The organism is Blastococcus sp. SYSU DS1021 (assembly GCF_054050995.1).
The window spans coordinates 1-17,943 of record NZ_JBJHAL010000042.1; the positions used below are offsets into that span (position 1 = coordinate 1).

16 protein-coding genes and 1 pseudogene are annotated in these 17,943 nt (G+C 74.5%); 7 read left to right on the top strand and 10 right to left on the bottom strand.

Annotation, left to right across the window (positions count from 1 at the left end):
* Positions 1–367: 367 nt before the first annotated feature.
* Positions 368–1,045 carry an alpha-ketoglutarate-dependent dioxygenase AlkB gene (locus tag ACI8AP_RS20660; protein WP_456591249.1) on the bottom strand — a complete coding sequence of 226 codons (678 nt, stop codon included), beginning with the start codon at positions 1,043–1,045 and terminating at the stop codon, positions 368–370.
* A 105-nt stretch (positions 1,046–1,150) separates the two neighbouring features.
* A complete protein-coding gene (locus ACI8AP_RS20665; RefSeq protein WP_456591250.1) occupies positions 1,151–3,373 on the bottom strand; it encodes a DEAD/DEAH box helicase in 2,223 nt (740 codons plus the stop codon).
* 80 nt (positions 3,374–3,453) lie between these two features.
* On the opposite strand from ACI8AP_RS20665, the gene ACI8AP_RS20670 reads away from it, so the two are divergent.
* Positions 3,454–4,287, top strand: coding sequence for a PHP domain-containing protein (locus ACI8AP_RS20670; protein WP_456591251.1), 834 nt, complete (start codon positions 3,454–3,456; stop codon positions 4,285–4,287).
* A gap of 13 nt (positions 4,288–4,300) precedes the next feature.
* Here ACI8AP_RS20670 and ACI8AP_RS20675 read toward each other — a convergent pair whose 3' ends face one another.
* Complete coding sequence (locus ACI8AP_RS20675; RefSeq protein WP_456591252.1) at positions 4,301–5,482, bottom strand: benzoate/H(+) symporter BenE family transporter; 1,182 nt, start codon at positions 5,480–5,482, stop codon at positions 4,301–4,303.
* 78 nt (positions 5,483–5,560) lie between these two features.
* Here ACI8AP_RS20675 and ACI8AP_RS20680 point away from each other — a divergent pair, with 78 nt between their 5' ends.
* From ACI8AP_RS20680 to bar, 3 genes are read left to right on the top strand one after another with little or no spacing between them, the layout of a single operon-like run.
* The gene (locus ACI8AP_RS20680; RefSeq protein ID WP_456591253.1) at positions 5,561–6,094 is read left to right on the top strand and encodes an N-acetyltransferase family protein; all 534 of its coding nucleotides are present in this window, start codon (positions 5,561–5,563) and stop codon (positions 6,092–6,094) included.
* A 54-nt stretch (positions 6,095–6,148) separates the two neighbouring features.
* Entirely contained in the window at positions 6,149–7,120 is a 972-nt protein-coding gene (locus ACI8AP_RS20685; protein WP_456591254.1) for a carbamate kinase, read from the top strand.
* An 11-nt stretch (positions 7,121–7,131) separates the two neighbouring features.
* Positions 7,132–8,235 carry a barbiturase gene (gene bar, locus ACI8AP_RS20690; protein WP_456591255.1) on the top strand — a complete coding sequence of 368 codons (1,104 nt, stop codon included), beginning with the start codon at positions 7,132–7,134 and terminating at the stop codon, positions 8,233–8,235.
* Between the two features lie 78 nt (positions 8,236–8,313).
* Here the strand turns inward: bar and ACI8AP_RS20695 are convergent, their stop codons facing one another.
* Positions 8,314–10,014, bottom strand: coding sequence for a signal peptidase I (locus ACI8AP_RS20695; protein WP_456591256.1), 1,701 nt, complete (start codon positions 10,012–10,014; stop codon positions 8,314–8,316).
* A 64-nt stretch (positions 10,015–10,078) separates the two neighbouring features.
* Positions 10,079–10,480 (bottom strand): hypothetical protein, encoded by a 402-nt coding sequence (locus tag ACI8AP_RS20700; RefSeq protein ID WP_456591257.1) that lies wholly within the window; start codon positions 10,478–10,480, stop codon positions 10,079–10,081.
* Positions 10,481–10,885: 405 nt separating this feature from the next.
* On the opposite strand from ACI8AP_RS20700, the gene ACI8AP_RS20705 reads away from it, so the two are divergent.
* Positions 10,886–12,031, top strand: a complete 1,146-nt coding sequence (locus ACI8AP_RS20705) for a Cache 3/Cache 2 fusion domain-containing protein (protein ID WP_456591258.1) — start codon at positions 10,886–10,888, stop codon at positions 12,029–12,031.
* Between the two features lie 89 nt (positions 12,032–12,120).
* Positions 12,121–13,212: a PP2C family protein-serine/threonine phosphatase gene (locus ACI8AP_RS20710; protein WP_456591259.1), complete on the top strand. Its 1,092-nt coding sequence runs from the start codon at positions 12,121–12,123 to the stop codon at positions 13,210–13,212.
* Positions 13,213–13,216: 4 nt separating this feature from the next.
* Here the strand turns inward: ACI8AP_RS20710 and ACI8AP_RS20715 are convergent, their stop codons facing one another.
* The 5 genes and pseudogenes from ACI8AP_RS20715 to rpsD all read right to left on the bottom strand — a co-directional run bounded on the left by ACI8AP_RS20715 (position 13,217) and on the right by rpsD (position 17,012).
* Entirely contained in the window at positions 13,217–13,723 is a 507-nt protein-coding gene (locus ACI8AP_RS20715; protein ID WP_456591260.1) for an RNA 2'-phosphotransferase, read from the bottom strand.
* 35 nt (positions 13,724–13,758) lie between these two features.
* Positions 13,759–14,334 carry a PP2C family protein-serine/threonine phosphatase gene (locus ACI8AP_RS20720; protein ID WP_456591261.1) on the bottom strand — a complete coding sequence of 192 codons (576 nt, stop codon included), beginning with the start codon at positions 14,332–14,334 and terminating at the stop codon, positions 13,759–13,761.
* A gap of 259 nt (positions 14,335–14,593) precedes the next feature.
* Positions 14,594–15,595: pseudogene (locus tag ACI8AP_RS20725) on the bottom strand (PAS domain-containing protein); the annotation flags it as partial.
* 89 nt (positions 15,596–15,684) lie between these two features.
* The gene (locus tag ACI8AP_RS20730) at positions 15,685–16,293 is read right to left on the bottom strand and encodes a hypothetical protein (protein WP_456591262.1); all 609 of its coding nucleotides are present in this window, start codon (positions 16,291–16,293) and stop codon (positions 15,685–15,687) included.
* Positions 16,294–16,409: 116 nt separating this feature from the next.
* Positions 16,410–17,012 carry a 30S ribosomal protein S4 gene (gene rpsD, locus ACI8AP_RS20735; RefSeq protein WP_456591263.1) on the bottom strand — a complete coding sequence of 201 codons (603 nt, stop codon included), beginning with the start codon at positions 17,010–17,012 and terminating at the stop codon, positions 16,410–16,412.
* A 63-nt stretch (positions 17,013–17,075) separates the two neighbouring features.
* Between rpsD and ACI8AP_RS20740 the strand changes: the two genes are divergently transcribed.
* Positions 17,076–17,831 (top strand): DUF2470 domain-containing protein, encoded by a 756-nt coding sequence (locus tag ACI8AP_RS20740; protein ID WP_456591264.1) that lies wholly within the window; start codon positions 17,076–17,078, stop codon positions 17,829–17,831.
* The last annotated feature ends 112 nt before the right edge of the window (positions 17,832–17,943 follow it).

Below are 17,943 nucleotides of genomic sequence, written 5' to 3' on the forward strand. Positions count from 1 at the left end.
TGACACTCGCGATATCAATCAACCAAAGGAATCCCAGCCCCAACCACACAGTGGCCAGGGCACGGGGTATTACTTGGCACTGACTTTCGGCACGCTGTTGAGTTCTCAAGGAGCGGACGCGCAAGAATCCCGGCCAATTTCTTGGCCATCGTTCGAGGCGGTTTCTCCACTGTACACCGGGCTCCGCATCGGTGAACCTCGGGGGCTCGTCCGGCGGTTTCCCGGGCCTCGCGGCCCGGTCCGTTCTCGCTCGGTGCAGGGAGAACAGTACACGCTCTCCGAGGGGGTCTGCAGGGGGGGGGTCCCCGGGCCCCGCGCGGAGCCAGGGGACGGCGCCTCCAGCCCCGTCGTTCCGCACTTTTCGGGCTCAGGCGACGCCGCGAGGGCGGAACTGGACACTCACCCGCGGTCCGACCGGCTTGGTCGTCTTCGGGATGCAGTGCTCCCAGGTGCGCTGGCAGGAACCGCCCATGACCACGAGGTCACCGTGGCCGAGGGGGAAGCGCAGCGACTCCCCGCCGCCGACCGGGCGCAGGAGCAGCGGGCGGGGCGAGCCGAAGGAGACGATCGCGACCATAGTGTCGGCCGATCGCCCGCGGCCGATGCGGTCACCGTGCCAGGCCACGCTGTCCCGCCCGTCGCGGTAGAGGCACATCCCCGCGGTGACGAACGGCTCGCCCAGCTCGGGCAGGTAGTACCGGTTCAGCCGATCCCGGGCCTCGCCGAGCAGCGGGTGCGGCAGCTGCTCGCGGCCGGAGTACCAGCGGAGCAGCCGCGGGACCGCGACCTCCCGCTCGTACATCTGCCGGCGGTCCTCCCGCCAGCCGATGTCACCGAGCAGCACGTCGAGCACCTCGTCCGAGCCGGCCACCCAGCCGGGCAGGTGGTCGACCCACGCCCCCCGGCCCAGGTCGTGACGGGTCGCGCCATCCAGGGGTTGGAGCGTCGCCTCGTCGGCGAGATCCCACATCGAGGGCTGGGCAGGCCCCGTCCGGAGGCTCGCGGCGAGCGGGCGAGCGGCGAGGGGGACGGGGTCCTTCTCCATGCCGGCACGCTACCCCGACTTTTCGCACATGTGTGCGAAAAGCTGTGGATACGCGGCCCCTCTGCAGGGGCCCGCGCCGAGCGTGGGGGGCAGAGGGGTCCTCCTTCAGGCGGTGAGCGCCAGGGCGAACGGCAGCACCGACGATGCGCCGGCCCGGCAGAGCTCCCGGCCGGCGACGGTCATGGTCCAGCGCGAGTCGGCCAGGTCGTCGACCAGCAGCACCGGTCCCGACACCTCCGCCAGCCGGTCGCGCAGCTCCGGGCCCACGACGATCCGGTCCCACACGGCCGCCAGCCGGAAGGCACTGTTCCCGCCAGGCTGCCCGGTCGGCCCACCGTGGGCCAGGGAGAGCTCGCCCAGGTAGGGGAGCCGGCCCATGCGCGCCAGCCCCTGCGCGACGCCCGTCACCAGCTGGGGGCGGCGGCGCGACGGCACCGCCACCACGGCCGCCGGGCGCTCCGCCCAGTCCCAGGCGGCGAGCACGCGGCCACAGGCCCGGAGGAGCTCCTCGTCCGGTGGGACGTCGGAGACGGAGCGGCGCACCGGCACGTCGAAGGCGGCGTCCGGGTCCTCCTCGATGCTGGGCGCCTCGAGGTCGAGCTCCACCACACCGCCGACGCCGTCGTCGCCGAGGAGGGACCGCAGGCGCTGTCCCCAGCCGAGGTCGGTCAGCCGGGCGACGGCGCGGCCGGTCGCCAGCTGCTCCCCCGGCGGGATCTTCCCCTTGACGTCGACGCCCAGCCGGTCGGCGCCGGTCGGCCACATCGCCCGCGGCGCCAGCTCCACCCCGGGACGGTCCAGCGCGGCGGACGCCGCCTCGGACGCCGCCTCGGGGACGTCGGTGGCGTACCAGGGCCCGGCGCAGACGTCGCAGCGGCCGCAGGGGGCGGCGGTCGGGTCGTCGAGCGCGGACTGCAGGAATGCCATGCGGCACTCGGCCTCGTCGACCGGCTTGGCGTAGGTGAGCATCGCGCGCTGCTCGGCCTCCCGGGTGCGGGTGACCCGGGCGTAGCGGTCGGCGTCGTAGACCCACGGCTGCCCGGTCGAGCGCCAGCCGCCCTGCACCCGCTCCACCGCACCGTCGACGGCGAGGACCTTGAGCAGCAGCTCCAGCCGGGACCGCCGGACGTCGGCCACCGTCTCCAGGCGGGCCACCGACCAGGCCTTGCCGTCGGCCATCGCCGTGAGCACCGCGGCGGCGTGGTCCTCGCGCGGCATGGACGAGGTGGCGAACCACTGCCAGATCGCGATGTCCTCGGGGCCGGGGAGCAGCAGCACGTCGGCGTGCTCGACCGCGCGGCCCGCACGGCCGACCTGCTGGTAGTAGCTGACCGGCGACGACGGCGCGCCCAGGTGGACGACGAACCCCAGGTCGGGCTTGTCGAAGCCCATGCCCAGGGCGGAGGTGGCGACCAGCGCCTTCACCTCGTTCTTCCGCAACGCCTCCTCGGCGTCCTTGCGGTCGGCGTCGTCGAGCCGGCCGGTGTAGGCGCGGACCTCGTGGCCGGCGTCGCGCAGCAGGTTCGCCGTCTCCTCGGCCGCCGCGACGGTGAGCGTGTAGACGATGCCGCTGCCCGGCAGGTCGCCGAGGTGGGCGGCGAGCCAGGCCAGGCGGGCCCGGTCCGAGGGCAGCCGCAGCACGCCCAGGCGGAGCGAGTCGCGGGAGAGCGGACCGCGGACGGTGGTCACCTCGACGCCCCCGGCGCCGAGCTGCTCGGCGACATCGGCCACCACCCGCTCGTTCGCCGTCGCGGTGGTGGCCAGGACCGGCGTGCCGGCCGGCAGCGTGCCCAGCAGGTCGCGGATCCGGCGATAGTCGGGGCGGAAGTCGTGCCCCCAGTCGGAGACGCAGTGCGCCTCGTCGACGACGACCAGCCCGCAGCGGGCCACCAGCCCGGGCAGCTGCTCCTCCCGGAAGCGCGGGTTGGTGAGCCGCTCGGGCGAGACGAGCAGGACGTCGACGTCGTCGGCGGCCAGGCGGGCGGCGATGTCGTCCCACTCCGTCATGTTGGCGCTGGAGATCTCCACCGCGCGGATGCCGGCGCGGGCCGCGGCGGCCACCTGGTCGCGCATCAGCGCCAGCAGCGGGGACACGAGCAGCGTCGGCCCGGCGCCGCGGCGGCGCAGCAGGGCGGTGGAGACGAAGTACACGGCGGACTTGCCCCAGCCGGTGCGCTGCACGACCAGCGCCCGCTGGGAGCGCTCGACCAGCGCGGCGACGGCGGCGTCCTGCCCCTCGCGGAAGACCGCGTCGGGGCGGCCGGTCAGCTCCCGGAGGATCTCCAGGGCCTCGTCGGCGATCGAGGACGGCGGTGCGGCGGTGCTCATGCCGACGACAGTAGGCACCACCGCCGACAGCGACGGCCCCCCGCGCGCGACCGGTGGACGACGGGGAGAATCCACAGGCGATGGACCACCAGGGGCAGCTTCCGGCCGACAACCACGTGCACACCCACTGGTCGTGGGACACCCCCGACTCGTCGACCATGCGCAGGGCGTGCGAGCGGGCGATCGCCCAGGGCCTGCCCGCGGTCGCCTTCACCGAGCACCTCGACTTCACCGTCTGGCACGAGGAGGACCGGGCGACCGCGGAAGGGCTGGTCGACCGCTACCCGGCCCACCAGCTGCCGATCGACGTCGAGGGCTACTTCGCCGAGCTGGCCGAGGTGCGCGACCGGTTCCCGGAACTGCGGATCTGGTCGGGCATCGAGACCGGCGAGCCGCACCTGTTCGCCGCGAGCATCGCCCGCCACCTCGAGGACTCCCCGGTCGACCGCATCCTCGGCTCGCTGCACTCGCTCTCCGACCAGGGTCGGCTGGTCGGTGTCGGCCGGCTCCTGCACGTCGACGCCGACGCCACCATGCGCCGCTACCTCGGCGAGATGGTCGGGATGATCGAGAGCAGCGACGTCTTCCAGGTCCTGGCCCACGTGGACTTCCCCCGCCGGTACTGGCCCGGCGGCTCGCAGCGGTACGTGGAGAAGGACTACGAGGAGGAGTACCGGGCGGTGTTCCGGGCCCTGGCCGGGAGCGGCCGGGCGCTGGAGATCAACACCAGCAGCCCGCTGGCGTCGGCGGACCAGGTGCGCTGGTTCTACGAGGCAGGCGGGGAAGCGGTCAGCTTCGGCAGCGACGCGCACGCGCCTGCCGCCGTCGGGCAGAAGTTCGACCTCGCCGTCGCCGTCGCGGAGGCGGCCGGGTTCCGCCCGGGCCGGGACCGCTTCGACTTCTGGCGCCGCTGACGCCAGGTCCCCGTCAGGCCGGGACGGTGGGCTCCGGCGCGGTGGGGGACGGCCGGTACCAGGCCCAGAGCACCAGCCCGACTACCAGCGACCAGAACGCCGACCCGATGCCGCCGACGGTGATCCCGCTGATCGCCACGAGGAAGGTGGCGACGACGGGGATCCGGTCCTCCGCCCGCGCCAGCGCGGCGCTGAGGGACGAGGCCAGCACCGGCCACAGGGCGAGGCCGGCGGCCGCCGCGACGAAGCCGGCCGGGGCCGTGGCGACGAGGGCTGCGACGGCGGCGGAGACCACCGCGAACCCGACGTAGGCAAGGCCGGCGGTGCGGGCGGCGAGGTAGCGGCGCCCGGGGTCGGCGTCCGCCTCCGGACCGGCCGCCAGCGCCGCGCTGATGGCGGCCAGGTTGATCGCGTGACCGCCGAACGGGGCGCCGAGCAGCGTGCCGGCGCCGGTCACCGCCATGGCCGGGCGCCAGGGCGCCCGGTAGCCGAAGGCGGCCAGCACCGCCATGCCCGGCACGTTCTGCGAGGCCATGGTGACCAGGAACAGCGGCAGGGCCAGGCCGACGACGGCGACCGAGCCGAAGTCCGGGGTCGTCCACACCAGGCTCGGCAGCAGCGCCGCGACCGGGACGCCGCCGTCCCGGACGGCCAGCCACCCGATGATGCCGAGGGTGACCGCGAAGGCAGCCGGCACGGCCCAGCGCGGGGAGAACCGCAGGAGCACCACCCAGACAAGCACGACGGGCACCACCAGCCAGGGGATCTCCAGCGCGGCCCGGACCGGCTGGAGGCACAGCGGCACGAGGACGCCGGCGAGCATGGCCTGGGCGAGCACCGGGGGGATGGCGCCGATCGCCTCGCCCAGCCGGGGCCACGCAGCGGTGAGCAGGACGAGGACGCCGACGAGGAGGAAGGCGCCGACGGCCACCGACCAGGAGGGCGCCGAGGCCGTCGCCAGCAGCGCGGCCCCGGGCGTGGACCAGGCCACGGTGATCGGCATCCGCGTCCGCTGGGCGAGCAGGACGGTGGCCACGCCCATCGCGACCGAGAGGACCAGCAGGCCCGAGGCGGCCTGCTCCGGTGTGGCCCCGACCGCCCGCAGACCGGTGAGGACGACGGCGAAGGAGCTCAGGAAGCCCACGAGCGCGGTGACCAGCCCCGCAACGGTCGTCGAGGAGGGGGCGGGAGGCACGGCCGGGGACGCTAGCCGAGGGGCACGGGTGTTCCAGCTCACCGCGCTCCGACCCGGCGCCCGGCTACGTTGACGATCATGGGTGCCCCCGCTCCGACCGTCCGCGACGCCACCCCGGCGGACGCCGCCGCCTGCGCCGCGATCTACGCGCCCTACGTCACCGGCACGGCGATCACCTTCGAGCTCGAGCCGCCGACGCCGGCACAGATGGCGGAGCGGATCGCGGCGGCCCGGCGGGCGCACGCCTGGCTGGTCCTCGAGGACGACGGCGCCGTCGTCGGCTACGCCTACGCCGGGCCGTACAAGGAGCGCGCCGCCTACCGGTGGAGCTGCGAGGTGAGCGTCTACCTGGACGGCGGGCGACGACGGCGCGGCGGCGGGCGCGCCCTCTACGAAGCGCTGTTCGAGCGGCTGGCCGCCCGCGGGTTCCGCACCGCGATCGCCGGGATGACGCTGCCCAACGAGCCGAGCGAGGGCCTGCACACGGCGATGGGCTTCGAGCCGATCGGCACCTACCGGCGGATCGGGTTCAAGCACGGCCGGTGGCGCGACGTGCTCTGGGCGCAGCGACCGCTGGGCGCCTACGACGACGACCCGGCCGAGCCGAGCTGACCTCCTCCGGAGAAGTACTTCACCGCTAAGGGAAATGCGGCTAGGGTCGGCGGGGTGACGTCGACGCGCGTGGTGATCGCCCTGGGCGGCAACGCCATGACCGGGGCCGACGGCTCCGCGACCCCGCAGGCGCAGCGCGACGCGATCCGGCAGGCCGCCGGGCACGTCGCCGAGGTCGTCGCCGCGGGCGTCCAGGTGGTGCTCACCCACGGGAACGGGCCGCAGGTCGGCAACCTGCTGGTCAAGAACGAACTCGCCGCCCACGAGGTGCCCCCGGTGCCGCTGGACTGGAACGTGGCGCAGACCCAGGCCACCATCGGCTTCACCGTCGCCGACGAGCTGGACGCCGCCCTCGCCGTGCGCGGCCTCCCCCAGCGCACCGCCGCGCTGGTCACCCGCACCCGCGTCGACGCCGACGACCCGCGCTTCGCCGAGCCCTCCAAGCCGGTGGGCCGCTTCCTGCCGCGGGAGCGGGCGGAACAGTTCGTCTCGCTCGGGCAGACCTGGGAGGACCGCGGGGAGAAGGGCTGGCGGCGCGTCGTCGCCTCGCCGGAACCCCAGGCCGTCGTCGACTCGCCCGCCATCCACGCCCTGGCCGCGGCCGGGTTCGTCGTGGTGTGCGCCGGCGGTGGCGGCATCCCGGTGATCGACGACCACGTCGACGGGCACGCGCTGCGCGGCGTCGAGGCGGTCATCGACAAGGACCTGACCGCCGCGATCCTCGCCCGCGACGTGGACGCCGACACCCTGGTCATCGCCACCGACGTCCCGAACGTGATGGTCGACTTCGGCACCCCGTCGCAGCGCCCGCTGGGCCGGGTCACCGTCGCCGAGCTGCGCGAACTGGCGGCGGCCGGGCAGTTCGCCCGAGGATCGATGGGTCCGAAGGTGGAAGCAGCTCTCCGCTTCGTCGAAGGCTCCGCCGCCGGCCACGCCCCGCCCACCCGCGCCGTCATCACCTCGCTCCAGCACATCGCCGACGCCGTCCGTGGCGACGACGCCGGCACCGTCCTCACCCACTCCTGAAGGGAACCCGCATGCCCGCACCGATCGAGGTCCGCAAGGTCCCGCTGCACAACGTCAGCGACGCCTCCGAGCTCGCCAAGCTGATCGACGACGGCGTCATGGAGGCCGACCGCGTCATCGCCGTCATCGGCAAGACCGAGGGCAACGGCGGGATCAACGACTACACGCGGATCATCGCCGACCGTGCCTTCCGCGAGGTGCTGCTCGAGAAGGGCTCGCGGAGCAAGGAGGAGGTCGGCGACATCCCGATCGTGTGGTCCGGTGGCACCGACGGCGTCATCAGCCCGCACGCGACCGTCTTCGCGACGCTGCCCGAGGACTCGGTCGAGAAGACCGACGAGCCGCGGCTGACCGTGGGCTACGCGATGAGCGACGTCCTGCTGCCCGAGGACATCGGCCGCGTCGCGATGGTCGAGAAGGTCGCCGAGGGCGTGAAGAAGGCGATGGAGGCCGCGGGCATCACCGACCCGGCCGACGTGCACTACGTGCAGACCAAGACGCCGCTGCTGACGATCGACACGATCCGCGACGCCCACCAGCGCGGGGAGACCACCATCCTGGAGGAGCCGCACGGCTCCATGGACATCTCCAACGGCACGACGGCGCTGGGGATCGCGGTGGCGCTCGGCGAGATCGAGATGCCGAAGCAGGAGCAGATCATGCGCGACCTGTCGCTGTACTCCTCGGTCGCGTCCTGCTCGTCGGGTGTGGAGCTGGACCGGGCGCAGATCGTCGTCGTCGGCAACGCCCGCGGGCACGGCGGCAACTACCGGGTCGGCCACTCGGTGATGAAGGACGCGCTGGACCAGGACGGCATCTGGGCAGCCATCCGCGACGCCGGCCTCGAGCTGCCGGAGCGGCCGCACCACACCGACCTCGGCGACCGGCTGGTCAACGTCTTCCTCAAGTGCGAGGCCTCGCCCGACGGCAAGGTGCGCGGGCGGCGCAACGCCATGCTGGACGACTCCGACGTCTCCTGGCACCGCCAGATCAAGGCGTGCGTGGGCGGCGTGACCGCGTCGGTGACCGGCGACCCGGCGGTGTTCGTCTCGGTGGCCGCGGTGCACCAGGGCCCGTCCGGCGGCGGCCCGGTGGCAGCGATCGTCAAGGCGTAGTTCCCAGAACACCACTTCGGGGAAGTGGGGGTCCGGACGACGTTCCGGAGCCCTGCTTCCCCGATGTCGTTCCCGGGATCAGGCCAGGAGACCGCGGAGGCCGACGGGTGGGAGCGGCGCGGTGAGGTCCTCGTCGGCGGCCGCACGGGGCGCCCGGGACGGGGCCGGGACGGGCGGCCTGCCGCGCCGGGCGCCCGCTCCGCCCGGCACCACGAACCGGTAGGTCGCGTCGACGTCCCGGACGGCGAAGACGTCCTCCTCCGCGGCGGCGTGGTGCAGGACGACGGTGTCGAACCGCTCCGCGACCCGGCGCAGGGACTCGGCGTCGGAGACGTCGATGACGGTCCCGCCCGCGGCGAGCCCGGCGACCGGCACGATCCGGTCGGCGTGCCGCACGAGGAACTCGTCGGCGGCGTCGCCGCGGCCGGTCCGGCCCAGCAGCGCACCGGCCGCGGCGACGAGCAGCGCGAGGGCCAGCACGGCGAGGACGACGCCACGGGCCAGGCCGATCGGGATCGACAGGCTCAGGACGTCGAACGAGCGGGGGGCGACCGCGGCCACCGGCACGGCCGTCTCGCTGGACGTCGCCAGCACGGTGTCGGGATCGCCGGCCAGGCGCAGGGCCGTCGGGTCGAGTGCGAAGTCGAGTCCGGCCGGCGACGCGGCCTCGAAGGCGGAGCCGCGGGCGGTCCCCGCCAGCGCCACGGTGGGAGTGATCGTCAGGGTCGCGGTGCTACCCGAGACGCCGACCTCGGCGTAGTGCCGGCTCAGCACCTCGGCGGCGTGGGCGGCGTCGACGTCGACCGACGCCGCCGCCAGCCCGTCGGTGAAGCCGACGACGGGGCCGCTGTTCAGATACGTGCTCCAGCCGTCGGCCGCCTGCACCGAGACGTCGAGGCGCAGGGCACCGCGGAGGTCGGCGAGGTCGGGGCCGCTGACGGTGTTCTCGTAGGAGACGGTCAGGCCGGTGGAGAGCTTGGTCCAGACGGTGTCCCCGGTCGCCACGGCACCCGTCGGGTACGTGGTGCCGCGCTCGGCGGTCCCCGTGTAGGAGAAGCGCCCCTGCTGGCTGACCTGGAGCTCCTCCTCGACCGTCTCGGTGGAGGGGACGACGAACAGGACGCCGGCGCCGGCTGCGGCCACCAGCGCAACGGCTGCCGAGCCCAGCGCGACCTGGCGGGCGCGGGCCCGGACGAGCACGGGCAGGGCGCCGGCCGGAACCCGCGGCAGCGAGACGGACGGCGCGGTGAACGAGGGCACGGAGAAGGACGGCGCACCAAGGGCCGGCAGCCGCCGGCGGCGGGCGCGGGCCCGGTGGCCGCCGCGGCCCCGGCGGACCGACCCCATGAGGAGGGACGCCGCGAGCCCCACCGCCCCGAGGACCCAGGGGGAGCTGACCGCCTGGAGCGCCGTGCCGCCCTGCGGGATGCGGACCAACAGCTTGCCCAGGATCTCGCCTTGCGTCGGGCGGTCCTCGTCCAGCCAGTCGTTGTTGTCCCCCTGCGTCACGAACCCGTCCGCGTCCACGGAGACGATGCGGTGCATGACGACCGTGTCGAGGGACTCGCTGCGGTAGGCGACGACGTCCCCCACCGCGTAGGAGCCGGCCGAACCCAGGACGGCCAGGTCCCCGGCGGAGAACTGCGGCTCCATGCTGTCGCCGTAGGTGGTGACGTACGTCGTGCCACCACCGAGCGCCAGGGGCCAGAACAACCACAGGGTCGCCAGCACCAGCGCGGCGACGGCGCTGGTGCTGACGACCTTGGACGTGGCGGTCATGGAGAGGCCCGTTCGGGGTACGGGCGGAGCGGCTCCGTGAGCCGCCCCGCCCAGCGCGGAACTGCTAGTTCGAGGTGACGGTGAGACCGGTCTTGTCGAAGGAGGTGAAGTCGACGGGCGTCGTGAGCGTGCAGGTGATCAGGTGGGTGGTGCCGGAGGCGGAGTACACGCAGGTGGAGGCGCTACCCGGCGCCACTACGTCGGGGTCACCCGAGGTGAGGGTCATCACCGCGTCCATGGTGCTGGTGTCCTGGCCCACCGTGAACACGACGCTGGCCAGCTTGGTGGCGTCGGCGGCAGGGTTGTAGGCGATGTTGCTGACGGCCACACCCGTCGCAGTGAGCTCGCCGTAGCCCGCGACGTTGTTGTCCACGCCCGAGAAGTTGTTGCTGGCGGTGAAGGCGGAGGTCGTGGCGGCGACGCCGGCGACCGCGACACCGGCGAGCAGAACGCGCGACAGGCGCATGGCAGTGGGTCCTGTTCTCTCAGTGGCTCAGACCCGCCGGGATGCTGGTCGCCCGGTCCACGTGCTGGCTGCGCCGATTCATTGACTCCCTCGTTCTCGGCACCGGGTCGCACATTCTTCACTCGTGCCACAGAAATGATCAGGAGTCGCTGAGTCGACAATTCCGGGATGGTCGCCGAATGGCTGCGAATGGTCGCCCCGGGATCCGGCCACCGGGTCGACCGGCGCGCCTCCCCGGGGCGCGGAGCCGAGGGGACCTACGGTGTTCCGGAACCTCCCCGCGGCGGGGTGGTCCAGGGATCGGCCAGGCGGCTGCGGGAGGGACGGGTCGTGCGTTCGTCGACGTCGCGGAACCCTGTCCCGTCCCCCGGCACCCCGCGGCGTGCCGCCGAGCGGGACACGAGCATGGAGGACGCCGCGCGGCAGGCCGGCGTCCTCGCCCAGGCCTCGCGCGAGGTCTCCGACACCTCCGCGGAGGCCGCCGCGTCCCTCGCCGAGCTCCGGGCCGCGATCGGCGACATCTCGGCGAGCACCGGCCGCGCGTCCGCCGTCGCCGAGGAGGCCGTGCGCGACGCGCAGGCCGTCGACGACCGCATCGCCGCGCTGCAGGCCGCCAGCGAGTCGATCACCGAGTTCGTCCGGCTCCTCGGCGCCATCAGCCAGCAGAGCCGCTTCCTCGCGCTCAACGCCTCCGTCGAGGCCGTCCGCGCCGGCGACGTCGGGCGCGGGTTCGCCGTGGTGGCCGACGAGGTCAAGGAGCTCGCCGGCCGCACCGCGCAGACCGCCCAGGACATCGACGCCCAGATCAAGGCGGTGCAGCGGGAGACGGCGCAGGCGGTCGAGGCGGTGCGCCGCATCACCGGCACGCTCGGCGCGATCGCCGAGGCGCAGGACACCATCGCCGCCGCCGTCGAGCAGCAGCGGGTGGCCACCGAGCGCGTCGTGGAGAACGTGGACCGCGCGGCCGGCGGCTCCGCACGGATCAGCGAGGCCGTCGGGCAGCTGGCCGACAGCCAGCGGGTGGTCTACGTCCGGCGAGCCCTCGCGGTGGCCGAGCAGCAGCTGGCCGACCTGGGTGGCGCCCGACTCGGCGACGCCCGGACCCCCTTTCCCGTGCGCGACCAGACCACCGGCGCCACGCACACCGCCACGCTCCCCGACCTGCTGCTCGGCGACACGCCCATGGAGCGCAGCGACGACCCCCGCCGGCCGTCGCGGCTCGTCGACGAGGTGGTGCGGCAGGTCGGCGGCAGCTGCACGCTGTTCCAGCGCCTCGACGAGGCCGGGAGCATGGTGCGGGTGGCGACGACGGTGCTCACGCCCGCCGGCCGGCGCAATGTCGGCACCGCCATCGCGCGGACCGGCCCCGACGGCCGCCCGAACCCGGTGCTCGCCGCCGTGCTGGCCGGCGGGACCTACACCGGTGCGGCCACGGTGGCCGACCGGCCGTACTTCACCGCCTACACCGGGCTGCGGGACGACGGCGGGGCCCTCATCGGCATGCTCTACGTCGGCCTGCCCCTGGACTCGATGCCCGGCACCGGCGGCTGACCGCTCCGGGGGTCGACGGCGAGGCCGCCACCGTCCTCTAGGTTGACCAGGGGACGCGCCGCGCTGCTGGCGGGCACGAGGGGGATGCGGTGAAGCGGTTCGGGCGCGTGAACACCGCGCTGCCGGCCATCGTGCTGCTGCTCGTCGTGATCGCCGAGGTGATCACCGGCCGCGGCCAGGTGGTGCTGGGGCTCACCGTCATCGCCCCGCTCGCGTCGGCGACCTTCCTGAGCCGGCAGGCCACCGTCGCCTACGCGTCGGCCGCGTTCGTCGTCACCACGCTCCTCGGCCTCTACAGCCAGCAGTACACCGCCGAGACAGCGGTGGCGCAGAGCGTCCGGCTGGTCGCCGTCGCCCTCGGCGGGATCCTGGCCGTGGTGACCTGCGAGCTGCGGCTCCGCCGGGAGGCCCACGTGGCCCGGCTCGGCGCCGAGGCCGCCGCGACACGGGCCGCCGTCCACACCGGCGAGACGCTGCAGCGGGCGCTGCTGGGCGGCATCCCGCAGGTCCCGGGGCTCGAGACGGCCGCCCGCTACCTCCCCGGCGCGCGAGAGGCGCAGGTCGGCGGTGACTGGTACGACGCCTTTCCCTTGACCGACGGCCGCACCATGCTGGTCATCGGCGACGTCGCCGGCCACGACGCGCCCGCGGCAGCCACCATGGCGCAGACCCGCGGGATGCTCCGCGCGCTCGCCCGGGTCGGGCACGGCTCCCCCGCCGCCGCGCTGACCGTGCTGGACGACGTCCTGGAGGGCCTGGGGCTGGACACGTTGGTGACCGTGGCCGTTGCGTCCGTCGACCCGCGGGGCGTGGCCGGGAACGCGGTGCCGCTGCAGTGGTCGAACGCGGGGCACCCGCCCCCGGTGGTCGTGCGGGCCGACGGCTGCGTGGAGGTGCTGGAACGGGAACCCGACCGGCTGCTCGGAGCCGGCACCGCCGACGGGCCACCGCGCACCGACCACGAGGTGGTGCTCCGGCGGGGCGACACGCTGCTGCTCTACACCGACGGGCTGGTCGAGCGGCGCGACATGACCCTCGACGACGGCACCGCCTGGCTGGTGCGGGCGCTGGAGGAGCGCGGCCGGGAGCCGCTGGACCGCATGTGCGACGGCCTGCTGGGCGCGCTGGGCACCCGCGGCGACGACGACATCGCCCTGCTGGCGCTCCGGGTGCCGTCCTGACCGGTCAGCCGCCGAGCACGGTCAGGTAGCGGGGCGGTACCGCGGCGACCAGCCACACCCCGTTGGCCGAGCGGCTGAACCGCGCGCCCTCGCGGGCCATCGCGGCGGCGTCGACGCGCAGCACGACCGGTGCGCCGCGGCGGCTCCCGACGGCGCGGGCGGTGACGACGTCGGCGCTCAGGTGGACCGCGTGCCGGCGTCCCGGGCGCAGCCCCTCGGCGAGGATGGCCGCCAGGAAACGCGCCACGGTGCCGTGGAAGAGCTCGTCCGGTGGCGTCTCGTCCGCGTAACCGAGATCGACGGCGACGCTGTGCCCCTGGCTGGCGCGGATGCGGCCACCCCGGAGTTCGTACCGGCGCTTGTCGTCGGCGGCCACGACGTGCTCGAGCTGCTCGCGGGTGAGGTGGAGCGCCGCGAGCAGCACGTCGACGTCGGCCCAGCCGGCGGGGTCCAGGGTGATCCCGACCGACTCGGGGCGGTGCCGCAGGACGAAGGACAGCCGCTTGCTCACCCGGACGACGTCCATCCCCGGCTACCGCGCCCGCGTCAGCCGCAGCGGAAGAGCACGAAGGCGACGTCGTCGTCCGGGGCGTCGCCGAGCAGCCGCTCGGTGAGCCGCGCCTTCAGCTCGGCGGGGCCGAGGTGCCGGCCGTCGACCAGCGCGTCGACCGCCCGGCCGATCCCCTCGTCCAGCGCCTCGTGCCGCCGCTCGACCAGGCCGTCGGTGCAGAGCAGCAGCGTCGAGCCGGCGGGCAAGGCCACCTCGACCTCCGGGCGCCCGTCCCCGTCCGCGACGGCGAGCGGGAGCGCGCTCGCCGCCTCCAGCAGCGAGGTGGCACCGTTCTCCTCGACCAGGATCGCCGGCAGGTGCCCGGCGCTGCTGTAGCAGAGGATGCCCGCGAGCGGGTCGACGACGGCGCAGAAGACCGTGCTCACAGCGGCACCGGGAACCAGCGCGGCGAACCGGTCGAGCGCCGACAGGACGTCGGCGGGGGACCGGCTCTCCAGCAGCAGCGCCCGGCCGGCGCTGCGCAGCTGGCCCATCACCGCCGCGGCCGGCAGACCCCGGCCGACGACGTCGCCGACCATCACGCCGTAGCCGCCACCGGGCAGGTCCACCACGTCGTACCAGTCCCCACCGACCTCGAGCGTGCCGGTGGCCGGTTCGTAGTGGACGGCGAACCCCTCGGGCAGCGCGGTCGGCCCGAGGACCGCGCGCTGCAGGGTGACGGCGACGTCGGTGAAGAACTGGGCGCGCGCGCTCGGACCGTGCCCGCTCCTCGGCCCGCCGCCGCTCGGCCACGACCGCCTGCGCGTCGGCGACCGCCGCGGCGACCTGCCCGGCGGCCAACGCCATGAAGATGCGGTAGCCGTCGTCCAGGGGGAGGTGCGGGCTGGCGCCCAGGACCAGCGCACCGATCGGCCGCTCGGCGCCGGCGGCCGTGAGCGGCAGGGCGACGGCGGTGTCGACGTCGGCCTGCCCGGCCGGGCTCGCGCCGACGCTGGACAGCCCCGGCAGGACGCCGGCCAGCCCGGTCACCGTCTGCGCCTCGCCGGTCGCCATGGCGCGGAGCACCTGCTCGGGGATGGCACTGGTGGCCAGTTCCCCGTGCACGCCGAGGCCCTGCCCGGCGACGAAGCGCGGCTTCCCGTCCTCGTCCGCCAGGTAGACCAGCCCGAACGGGCAGTCCGTGCGGGCGTCGGCGAGCACCCCGAGCGCGGTGGGCACCGCCTCCGTCGTGTCGCCGTGCGAGGCACGCGGCAGGCTGCCGAGCCGCTGGAGGATGCCGAGTCGGCGCGCCGCCAGCACGCGGTGGGTGGTCTCGACCACGGTGTCGAGCAGGCCGACGACCGCGCCGCCCGGCTCGACCACCGGGCTGAACGAGAAGGAGAAGTAGGTCTCCTCCTCGAACCCGTGGCGGGTCATGACCAGGAGCAGGTCCTCCGAGTACGTGGCCCGCCCCGCCATGACCTCGGCGACCATCGGGTCCAGGGCCGGCCTGATGTCGGCCCAGACATCCCGCGCCGACCGGCCCAGGGCGGCCGGGTGCCGGGCGCCGAGCATGGGGGCGTAGTCGTCGTTGTAGACCATGACGAGCTCCGGTCCCCACATCAGCAGGAACGGGAAGCGTGAGTTCAGCACGGTGCTGACCGTGGTCCGCAGCGTCGGTGACCAGTCCGCCTGCGGGCCGAGGGCGGTCGTCCCCCAGTCGTGCTCGAGGACCAGCCGCTGCAGCTCCGTCCGGGGTCCACCGGGGATCAGCTCCGCCAGGTGCCTGTTCAGCGCTGCCTCCCGACGGCCCGGCACACGCCGGACCACCGTGGCGGCGGCCGTTCGTTCGTGCTGCCCATATCCTCGCACCCGCGCCCGCACGGGGTGCATTGGGCACGACCTTTTCCCCACCACGGGGGGCCAGCGCCGATGCGCGGCCGCCGACGGTCTGCTGGGCGGCCCGCCTGGCCGCCTGGTCGTCAGCCGGCGAACCAGCTGTCCGGCGGCACGTCGGGGTGGCGCCCCGACTCCTCGCGCGCCGGCTCCGGCGGCGTCCACGGCCAGAGCTCGACCACGTCCTCGGCCGCCCGGCGGATGGCCGTCCCGTCGAGCTCGGTCACCGTCTCCTCGATCCCCAGCACCGGGCAGCGCACGACGAACCGCACCGGCCCGGGTGGCGGGAGCGGTGCCAGCCACCAGCCCTGGTCGACCGAGTGCTCGTTGCCACTGCCGCCCTGCGACGAGAAGACGACGTCCTCCATCGGCCCCTGGCGGCGGTCGTTGTCCAGGCGGGTGCCGTCGGCGAGCTGGACCCCGATCAGCATCCGCGGTGCGCCGTCGCCGCTCCGCCACACCATCTCGTGCAGGTCCACCATGGGGATGGCGCCGGGACGCACGCGGACGACGAGGTCGACGAGCACCCCCGTCGAGAAGACCGCGACGCGGGTGAGCGCGACCGCCGCGTGGTCGCTGCGGCCGAGCACGGCCGCGAGCGGCAGGACCACCGGGATCTCGTTCTCCGGCGGGCTCGTCAACCGGAAGCGCTCGGCGTGTGCGTCGTGCGGCACGTTCCCGGAGCTCGCCCACATGGTGGCGCAGCCTGACGGCTCCGCGCACGCACGGCAAGGGTGGATCCGGCGGCGGGAGGCGCGCACCGGCCCACCAGGCAGCCGATGCGGGCGGTGCGCACCTTCCCGCGGGGAGGTCAGCGGGAGTAGTACTCCACGACCAGCTGCTCCTCGCAGACGACCGGCACCTCGTCGCGGGTCGGCGTCCGCTCGTAGCGGCAGACCAGGTCGGCCAGCCGGACCTCGAGGTACTTCGGCGCCTCGGCGTGCGCCCCGGACGCGGCGACGACGAACGGCTCCTTCGTCCGCGACTTCTCCGCGATCTGCACGAAGTCCCCGGGCTTGAGCCGGTAGGACGGGCGGTCGACCCGCTTGCCGTTGACCAGCACGTGCTGGTGGGTGACGAACTGGCGGGCCTGGTAGATGGTGCGGGCGAACCCGGCGCGCAGCACGGTCGCGTCCAGCCGGGACTCGAGGTCCTGGATCAGCGCCTCGCCGGTCTTCCCGCCGGTCCGCTTGGCGCGGTCGAAGGCGGCGCGCAGCTGCGTCTCGCTGATGTCGTACTGCGCGCGCAGCCGCTGCTTCTCCTTGAGCCGGGTGGAGTAGTCGCTGTCCTTGCGACGCTTCCGCCCGTGCTCGCCCGGCGGGTACGGGCGGCGCTCGAAGTACTGCACGCACTTCGGGGTGAGCGGGATGCCCAGCGCGCGGCTGAGCCGGACCTTGGGACGGGGCGTGTTCACTCGGGACCTCCGGTTTGGTTAGGCTCACCTTACTACTCGCCCACGAGCTCTCCGAGGTGGTCCATGACGGCCGGCCCGACCCACTCGTCCGCGGCCGTCGACCGGCAGCCGCCGGCGGCCGAGCGCGCCCGCACCGTCGCGGTGCGCTCCGCCGCCAGCCTGCACGTCGCCGGGGTCGGCTCCTGCCAGGTGCTGGCCGCGACGACGACGGCCGACGGTGACGTCCTGCTCGTCGTCCCCACCGACAGCGGTGTGATGGCGGCGCTGCGCTCCTCACTGCTGGGCGACGTCCCCGCCCGGTTGACCGTCGCCGACCGCGCTCCCCTCCCGCTCCGCCACCCCGTCCGGGGGCTCGTGCAGCTCACCGGCTGGCTCGTGCCGGTGAGCGAGCAGGACGCGCCGCAGCTGGTGCTGGACTTCGCCGACTCCTCGCCCGCGGAGGTGCTGTTCGAGGTGGGCCTGGGTGTGGCCCTGGTGCGACTGGACCTGGCCGAGGTCGAGCTCGAGGAGTCCGGGACGCGCGCGAAGGTGGACCCCGACGACTTCCGGGCCGCCCGGCCCGACGTGGTCAGCGGCGCGGAGGTCGATCTCATGGCGCAGCAGGCCCCTGCGCTGAGCCGGCTGACGAGCCGGGTGCAGCACTGGGCCGGGCGGCACGACGACGTCCGACTGCTGGGGCTGGACCGGTTCGGCGTCCGGTTCCGCGTGCAGGGCCGGAACGGCTGCTACGACCTGCGGGTGCCGTTCACCGAGGCGCTCGACGACGTCGACGGGTTCGCCGCCGCCGTCGACCACCTGCTCACCTGCGGCCCCGCCTGACACCGCCCCCTTGATGGGGCGGGATGTCGTGGTGGCGGGTCGTGAGGGCCCGGGGGATGGGGCGGTTCGGGGGGGGGGGGGCGGGGGGGGGGGGGGGGGTGCGGGGGTCGCG